Here is a 7994-nt window from a genome sequence, read left to right on the forward strand (position 1 = left end):
CCACCAGCGCGCCGTCCCCGCCCCCCGCTTCCCCGCCTGACTCCCACGCCGAGCCTGGGCCGGTGGCCGACAACGGCGCGCCACCGTCGGTCTCTGCATCTGCCGCACCCGGCGAGAACACCTACCTGCGGTGACGCCTCCCCCCAAACCGACACGACAGCAGGTCCAGCCGGGCAGGAAGGCGGACAGCTCGTCCAAAACCGGCCGATCGGCTGACGGCAACCGCCGATCGCCGCGTCAGACTTTCGGGATGCAACAAGGCTCCGGCTACCTCACCCCACGTCAGCGTCGCCTGGCCTGGCTCGGTTTTCTGCTCGCCGCCGTCCAGGCTCCCGTCTCGGCCAAGCTGGTCGCCGACGACTCCTGGTTGTTCAGCCTCTGCGTCGCCCTCATGGTCGCCACGGTCATCATCGCGGACGACGCGGCCCGCCGACGCCCGGCCAACGCCCCCGCCGAATAGGCAGCGGCAACAGCCGCCGGGGCGGGCCGGCAGGGCGATCACGTTGCGGCCGAGCAGTTCGGTGCGGGCCGGCAGGCGCCCGGTCCGGGTCGCCCTCGTGTCCCGTCCGTGCCTCCACGCTGCCGATCGCGCCGGTTCACGCCTGGTTCTCCCTCTGCCCGTCCTGGGCCGGCTCGATACCCGCGGCGGACGGCGACCGACCGGAAGAGGAGTCGGGACCGTCCGACCGGCCGAGGCCAGGGCGGCTTCCTGGTGATTAGCCTCGGTTCCCATGCGTGTGCCGTTCCCCCAGGTCGCCGTCCGGACCGCCGCGAGCCAGGCGCGCTCGACCCTCGCCCTGCTCGCCGCCTCGGTCGGCGCCGGCGGTCTCGCGGCGGCCGCGGCCAACCCCGGGCTGCTCGCGCTGGTCGACCAGCACGCCGCCGCGGTGCGCGACAGCCTCGACGGTGACCGCCGGCCACTGACCCCGGCGGCCCTCGCCGGCTATGCCGAGGGGGTCCGGGCTGCGGCCCTGGAGCACGGCCTGGTTCCGCCCGCCGGGCCGGTCGACTGGTCGACCCCGGACTGGCTGCCCGTCCGCCTGCTGGCGGTCTGCGCGCTCGCCCGTACCCTCGACCCGCGCCACCTCGAACCCGCCTGAGCGGCGACGGGAGGGCGCCCGCGCCGTACGCGGACACCCTCCCCGGCACACCCGGCCTCAACCGCCCGGACGTCGGAACTGCTGGGTCTCGTCGCCCATGGCGCCGCCCCGACCGCCCGACCGGGCCTCCTCGGGCTGCGGCATCGGCGCGACGCCGCCCCGGTCGGCCATCTGCCGACCCATGTCGCCACGCCCGGCGTTCTGCGCCCGGCGGTGCTCCTGGATCGCCCGCGACTCCTCCGCCGCGCGGTGCAGCCAGCCCTCCCAGCGACTCTGCATCGGCTTCACCAGACCACCGCCGACACCGACGATCAGGATGCCGGCCACCGTGGCCAGGACCGCGATCAGCACCGGAGTGGTGACGGTGGTGGCGATGCCCACCTGGTTCAACGCCGCGATGACACCGAGCGCCAGGATGAAGACCGCCGTCAGGTCGGCCAGGATCTTGCCGTACGACAGACCCCCGAGCGCCCCGGTGACCAGATCCCGGACCGCGTTGGCGATGGCGGCCGCGACGACCACGATGACGATCGCCACGAAAGCACGTGGCAACCAGGCCACCACTCCCCGGATCAGGTCGCTGATCGCGTTGGGTCCCCACACCCCGAAGGCGAACTGCAGGGTGAACAGCAGGACGGCGTAGTACGCGAGCTTTGCCAGAATGTCGCTGGCGTCGTACTTGGTGCGTTCGAGCGCGCGTCTGACCCCGCCGCGTTCGACCGCCCGGTCGAAGCCCACCCGTTCCAGTGCCGCGTCCACGATCTTGAGGACGGCTCGGGCGATGAGCCAGCCCACCACGAGGATCGCGATGAACGCGATCGCCCTCGGGATGAAGAGCAGCACCGACCTCCACATGTCGGCCAGGGCATTGCCGATGTCGACCTGCCTGACCGCGAGGGTTTCCGGCATGATGTCCCTCCTGTCGCATGGACTGCGCCGGGCGCATACCCGGTCGCTCGGAAGGCACGCCGGACGGGCGTACCTGAATTTCCCGACATGTCCGTCAAAACCTGCCCTGCCGGCCCTAACTCCTCCGTTACGCGGACCGCCGGCACCCGGAGCCACGTCCGGTACGCACCGGCACCGGCCCGTTAGGCTGCGTGGCATGCCAGGCACGGTCGGGCGCGTCCCCACGTCACCCGCCACCACCCCCGGACCGGCCCAGGTCTCGCAGGTGGCGGCGGCCGTGCTCGCCCACCCGTGGGCTCGCACCACGCTGGGGCCACCGCAACAGTGGGATCCGGCGGTACGCGCGCTGGTGGACGTGATCCTGTCCTCGCCGGTGCCCATGGCGCTCTACTACGGCGACCGGTTCGAGATGCTCTACAACCAGGGTTTCTCCGAGCTGATCGGCGACCGGCATCCCGACGCGATCGGCCGGCCGGCGGGCGAGGTCTTCGCCGACCTGTGGCACACCCCGGGCGTCGGAGACGTGATCGAGCGGGTCTACCGGCACGGGGAGTCCTTCCTCCAGAAGGAGTCGGTGCTGCCGATCGACCGGCAGCTGGCCGCCCCCGGCGACCACACCGTCTTCACCCGGGGCCACTCGCCGACCCGGGACAGCGCCGGCCGGATCGTCGGCGTGCTGACCGTCGCCGCCCAGACCATCCAGCTCACCCACCAGTTGCAGAGCCTGAGCGACTTCGCGGCGGCGCTGTCCGGCACGCTCACCCTCGATGACGTTGCCCGGGTGACCCTGCGCCACATGCTGCACTCGTTCGCCGCCGACCGGGTGGCCCTCGCCGTGGACGAGGGACCGGCCTGGCGGATGGTCCGCCGGATCCCTGGCGAGCTGCTCGACGAGGCCGACGAGCGACTGCCACCGCTGTGGCGGCCCGCCACCGCCGACACCTCCGCCCCGGTGGTGGTGGCCGCCCGCAGCGCAGTGCCCTCCTTCACCACCGACGGCCAGCCGCTGCGCCACCACGCCGTGGACCGGCACGACCAGAAGATCCGCTCGCTGGCCGCGCTGCCGCTGCGTTCGTCAGTGATCCGCGGTGGCCTCAGCGTCGGCTACCAGACCCCACACGGCTGGTCGGCGGCGGAGCGCGCGCTGCTGGCCGCCTCGGCCGAACTGGTCGGCCAGGCAGCCGAGCGGGCCCGCCGTTTCGAGACCCAGCACGGCACCGCCCAGCTGCTGCAACGCAGCATGCTGCCGGAGCAGCTACCCGCGCTGCCCCGGCTACGCATCGCCGCCCGGTACGACCCCGGCGTCGACGGCAACGCCGCCGGCGGAGACTTCTACGACGCGTTCCTGCTGCCCACCGGCGGCCTCGGCGTGGTGCTCGGCGACGTCGCCGGCCACGACGTGCAGGCGGCGGCCCGGATGGGACAGGTACGCGCGGCGCTGCGCGCCCTGGCGTTGGCCGACCCGCGCCCGGACGCCGTCCTCGCCGGACTCGACCGGCTGGTGGCCAGCCTCGGCACCGAGACCGGCACCCAGGAACTCTTCGTCACCGTGGTCTTCGGCGTGGTGGACGTCGACCGCGGGCAGATCACCCTGGCCAGCGCCGGGCACCCCCCGCCGCTGATCCGGCGCTGTAGGCCGGACGGCTCCGCTACCGCCGACTACCTGGAGCTTCCGGTCGGGGCCCCGCTCGGGCTGGGCTGCCGGCCCCGCACCGCCACCGTGCCGTTCCAACCCGGGGACACCCTGCTGCTCTACAGCGACGGGGTGGTGGAACGGCGGCGGCACAGTCTCAGCGCCGGCCTCCACCGGCTGGTCACGGCGGTGGCCGGGGCTGCCAGCGGGGATCCGAGGGCGTTGTGCGCGGTCGCCACCGCCGCCGTGGCCGGCGCCACCGAGGACGACGTGGCCGTGCTGGCCGTGGAGCACGCGCTGAGGCCGAGCCGCTCGGCGAGCACGGAGATGCCGGCCGAGCCGACCGCGCCGAGCCGGGTGCGGCACTGGATGACCGCGCAGCTCACCGACTGGCAGGTGCCGGAGGCGGTGATCGGCGCGGCGGTGCTGTGCACCAGCGAGCTGACCACCAACGCGCTGCTGCACGCCGGGACGGCCGCCCGGGTGGTGATCGACCTGAGCGCCGAGCGCCTGCTGGTGTCGGTCGCCGATTCCGGCACCCGGGGGACGGTGACCCGCGCGCAGACCGACACGTTGAGCAGCCGGGGGCGAGGGCTCGGCCTGATCGAGCAGCTGAGCGACGCCTGGGGCACCGACCCTACGGTCCGCGGCTCAACCGTCTGGTTCGAGATCCTCATCCCGGCGCAGTGAGCGGGAGCGTCGCGGGGACGCACCCCGGGTAGGAGGCCGGGCATGAGCACAAACCGACCCGACGGGGTCCTCTTCGACGTCGACGGCACTCTGGTCGACACGACGTACCTACACACGGTGAGCTGGTGGGAGGCGCTGCGCCAGGCCGATCACCCGGTGCCGATGGCCACCATCCACCGGGCGATCGGCATGGGCTCGGACAAGCTCCTGGACCACCTGCTCGGACCGGAACGGGACCGCGGCGAGGACGACAAGCTTCGCGCCGCCCACGACGGGCTCTTCGGCGAGTACTGGGAACGGCTGGTCCCGCTGCCCGGCGCGGCGGAACTGCTGCGCGCCTGCGCCGACCGGGGCCTGCGGGTGGTGCTGGCCACCTCCGCCGCCGCGCACGAGGCCGAGGCGCTGCGCGCCGCGCTCGACGCCGACGACGTGGTCGACACCGTCACCTGCGCGGCCGACGTCGCGCAGAGCAAGCCGGCCCCCGACATCCTGGTCGCCGCCCTGGAGCAGTCGCGGCTGGCCGCCGACCGGGTCGTCTTCGTCGGTGACTCGGTGTGGGACGTCGCCGCGGCGGCCCGACTCGACATCCCCTGCGTGGGGCTGAGCTGCGGTGGCACCAGTCGCGGAGAACTGGCCGGGGCCGGAGCGGTGGCGGTCTACGACGACCCGGCCACGCTGCTGGCCGGCCTCGCCGATTCCCCGCTGGCCACCGGGCGACGGAGATCCTCCAGGGACAAGACGGACACCCAGGCGTAGCCGGGCGCGTCACCGGGCACAGTCCCACCCCACCCCGTCGGGCGCGGGCGTGGCCGAGAGGTGGTGCCGTGGAGCCGGTCGATGTCGCGTTCGCAGTGGTGGGGGTCGGCGCCCTGCTGGCCGGGATCCTCCCCCGAGCGCTGGAACGCCGTCCACTGTCCATGCCCATCGCCTTCCTCGGCCTGGGCATGCTGGTCTTCCTGCTGCCCACCGGGCTGCCCTCGCCGGACCCGCTGCGGTGGCCCGACGTGGCCACCCACCTGACCGAGGTCGGGGTGATCGTCGCCCTGATGGGCGCCGGCCTCAAGATCGACCGGCCGCTGAGCTGGAAACGCTGGTCGTCGACCTGGCGGCTGCTGGCGATCGCGATGCCGATCTGCATCGCGGCGGTGGCGCTGCTCGGCTGGTGGTGGGCCGGACTGGTGCCGGCGGCGGCGATGCTGCTCGGCGCGGCCCTCGCTCCGACCGACCCGGTGCTCGCCGCGGACGTGCAGGTCGGCGAGCCGACCGACGTGGAGGACTCCGAGGACGAGGTCCGCTTCGCGCTCACCTCGGAGGCGGGCCTCAACGACGGGCTCGCCTTCCCCTTCGTGTACGCGGCCATCGCCGTCGCCACCACCGGTCTCGCGCCGAGGCAGTGGCTCGTCGACTGGTTCACCGTCGACGTGCTCTACAAGCTCACCGTCGGCGTGGGCGGCGGCCTGCTCATCGGTTGGCTGCTCGGCAAGCTCTTCTTCCGTGCCCCGAACAAGCTGCGGCTGGCCCGGCACTCCGAGGGTTTCCTCGCGCTGGCCGCCACCTTCCTCGCCTACGGGCTGGTGGAGGTGATCGGCGGTTACGGCTTCCTGGCCGTGTTCGTTGCCGCCCGGGCAATCCGGTCCGCCGAGCGGACCCACGAGTTCCACTCGGTGCTGCACGACTTCGCCGAGCAGATCGAGCGGCTACTCACCGTCCTGTTGCTGCTGCTCTTCGGTGGGGCGGTGGTCGGCGGGCTGCTCGCCCCGCTGACCTGGCAGGCGGCGGGTGTCGGCCTGGCCCTGGTATTCGTGATCCGACCGCTGGTCGGGTGGCTGTCGCTGCGGTGGGCGCCGGGCCGACCGGCGGAGCACTGGGTGATCGCGGTGTTCGGCATTCGCGGGGTCGGCTCCTTCTACTACCTGGCGTACGCGACGACCAAGGCGGACTTCCCGCAGGCGGAGCTGCTCTGGGCCACCGTCGGCCTGGTGGTGATCGTCTCGGTGGTGGTGCACGGGATCGCCGCCACCCCGGTCATGCAGTTGCTGGACCGCAGGGGCGAGCGGACCGCGACCGCGTCGGAGCGGGGCGAACCCGCACTGGAGGGCGTCCGGGGCTGATCGCGGGCGGCGCCCGCGCCGCCCGGCCGGCATGAGGGGCACACATCCGGGGTAGGGGTACACCTGTTCGAAGAGAGGTGGAGATCATGGCCGACCGCAACCGGCAGGTGCCGGACCCGCAGGGCGCGATCAAGGATCCGGACGAGTGGGTCACCGGCGACGAGCCGCCAACCGCCGCCCAGGAGTCGTACCTGCACACCCTGGCCCGGGAGGCGGGCGAGGAGGTCCCGGACGGCCTGACCAAGGCCGAGGCGTCCCGCCGGATCGACGAGTTGCAGGCGGAGACCGGCCGCGGCCGGTGAGCCGGAACCGGCGCGGGGCAGGCGGCGCAGGCATGCACCACCACGTCGGCGCTTCTACCACCGACCACACCGGGGCGGGCAGGTCCCACGCCGGTGTGGTCGGCGGGCGGGTTTCGGCGATGACCACGGCGTGGCCCCTGCCCGCCCGATGCGATCCGCACCACGCCAGGTCTTCACATCCGGGCAACATGCCCGTATTTTGTCCTGCATATGGGAGCGCTTCCACGCATCCTCGTCGATACATGTGAGGGGTTCGTCATGAGGAACAGCAGGACCGTCGCCGCCGTCGGCGCGGCGGCGACCGCGGTCGCCGTCGCCGCCACGATGGGGGTGGGCGCGCTGCGGCCGGCGCCGGCTGCGGCGGCCGACTCCGCCTTCTACGTCGACCCGCAGACCGCCGCGGCGGCCTGGGTCGCGGCGAACCCCCAGGATCGGCGCGCCGCCGTCATCCGCGACCGGATCGCCGCCGTCCCGCAGGCCCGCTGGTTCACCCGGACCAACACCTCGACCGTGCGCGCCGAGGTGGACGCCCTGGTGGGGGCTGCCGCCGCAGCCGGCAAGATCCCGATCCTGGTGGTCTACAACATTCCCAACCGGGACTGCTCCGGCGCCAGCGGCGGGGGCGCCCCGAACCACGCCAGCTACCGCGCCTGGGTGGACCAGGTCGCCGCCGGACTGAACGGCCGGCCGGCCACCATCGTGCTCGAACCCGACGTGCTGCCGCTGATGACCAACTGCCAGAACGCCGGCCAGCAGGCCGAGACGCGGGCCTCCATGGCGTACGCCGGCAAGAGGCTCAAGGCGGGCTCGGCGGCGGCGAAGGTCTACTTCGACGCCGGCCACTCGGCCTGGCTGCCGCCCGCCGAGATCGCCTCCCGGCTGGTCGGCGCGGACATCGCCAACAGCGCCGACGGCATCTCGGTCAACGTGTCGAACTACCGCACCACGGCCGAGGCCGTCCCGTACGCCAAGCAGGTCATCGCCGCCACCGGGGTGTCCCGGCTGCGGGCGGTCGTCGACACCAGCCGCAACGGCAACGGACCTGCCGGTTCGGAGTGGTGCGACCCGCCCGGTCGGGCGATCGGCACGCCGAGCACCACCAACACCGGCGACCCGATGATCGACGCGCTGCTCTGGGTGAAACTGCCCGGCGAGGCCGACGGCTGCATCGCCGGTGCCGGTCAGTTCGTCCCGCAGCGGGCGTACGACCTCGCGGTCGCCGCCGGCCCGGTCCCGCCCACCACCACGC

The 7994-nt window shown here is 73.4% G+C and carries 8 protein-coding genes; 7 read left to right on the plus strand and 1 reads right to left on the minus strand.

Translation table 11 applies throughout. The annotated features are described in order from the left end of the window. Positions 1-250: 250 nt before the first annotated feature. Entirely contained in the window at positions 251-460 is a 210-nt protein-coding gene (locus E1193_RS28145; protein ID WP_132186200.1) for a hypothetical protein, read from the plus strand. Positions 461-731: 271 nt separating this feature from the next. Continuing rightward, a complete protein-coding gene (locus tag E1193_RS28150) occupies positions 732-1100 on the plus strand; it encodes a DUF6401 family natural product biosynthesis protein (protein WP_132186201.1) in 369 nt (122 codons plus the stop codon). A 57-nt stretch (positions 1101-1157) separates the two neighbouring features. On the opposite strand, the gene E1193_RS28155 is transcribed toward E1193_RS28150, so the two are convergent. After that, positions 1158-2009: a hypothetical protein gene (locus tag E1193_RS28155; RefSeq protein ID WP_132186202.1), complete on the minus strand. Its 852-nt coding sequence runs from the start codon at positions 2007-2009 to the stop codon at positions 1158-1160. A 196-nt stretch (positions 2010-2205) separates the two neighbouring features. Between E1193_RS28155 and E1193_RS28160 the strand changes: the two genes are divergently transcribed. From E1193_RS28160 to E1193_RS28180, 5 genes are all read left to right on the plus strand, one after another. Continuing rightward, on the plus strand, positions 2206-4332 hold the full coding sequence (locus E1193_RS28160; protein ID WP_132186203.1) for a SpoIIE family protein phosphatase: 2127 nt from the start codon (positions 2206-2208) through the stop codon (positions 4330-4332). 42 nt (positions 4333-4374) lie between these two features. Beyond that, positions 4375-5088 (plus strand): HAD family hydrolase, encoded by a 714-nt coding sequence (locus tag E1193_RS28165; protein ID WP_132186204.1) that lies wholly within the window; start codon positions 4375-4377, stop codon positions 5086-5088. Positions 5089-5156: 68 nt separating this feature from the next. Continuing rightward, a complete protein-coding gene (locus tag E1193_RS28170) occupies positions 5157-6443 on the plus strand; it encodes a cation:proton antiporter (protein ID WP_132186205.1) in 1287 nt (428 codons plus the stop codon). 86 nt (positions 6444-6529) lie between these two features. Further along, a complete protein-coding gene (locus tag E1193_RS28175; protein ID WP_132186206.1) occupies positions 6530-6745 on the plus strand; it encodes a DUF3072 domain-containing protein in 216 nt (71 codons plus the stop codon). 258 nt (positions 6746-7003) lie between these two features. Beyond that, positions 7004-7994: glycoside hydrolase family 6 protein (locus E1193_RS28180; RefSeq protein WP_165945849.1), on the plus strand; the 991-nt coding region annotated here is incomplete at its 3' end.

This window comes from Micromonospora sp. KC606, assembly GCF_004348675.1.
Taxonomy (GTDB): Bacteria; Actinomycetota; Actinomycetes; order Mycobacteriales; family Micromonosporaceae; genus Micromonospora.

Excerpts from the sequence above, each read along its gene's own strand:
- E1193_RS28145 (WP_132186200.1), top strand. The coding sequence starts at position 251 with ATGCAACAAGGCTCCGGCTACCTCACCCCACGTCAGCGTCGCCTGGCC.
- E1193_RS28150 (WP_132186201.1), top strand. The coding sequence starts at position 732 with ATGCGTGTGCCGTTCCCCCAGGTCGCCGTCCGGACCGCCGCGAGCCAG.
- E1193_RS28155 (WP_132186202.1), bottom strand. The coding sequence starts at position 2,009 with ATGCCGGAAACCCTCGCGGTCAGGCAGGTCGACATCGGCAATGCCCTG.
- E1193_RS28160 (WP_132186203.1), top strand. The coding sequence starts at position 2,206 with ATGCCAGGCACGGTCGGGCGCGTCCCCACGTCACCCGCCACCACCCCC.
- E1193_RS28165 (WP_132186204.1), top strand. The coding sequence starts at position 4,375 with ATGAGCACAAACCGACCCGACGGGGTCCTCTTCGACGTCGACGGCACT.
- E1193_RS28175 (WP_132186206.1), top strand. The coding sequence starts at position 6,530 with ATGGCCGACCGCAACCGGCAGGTGCCGGACCCGCAGGGCGCGATCAAG.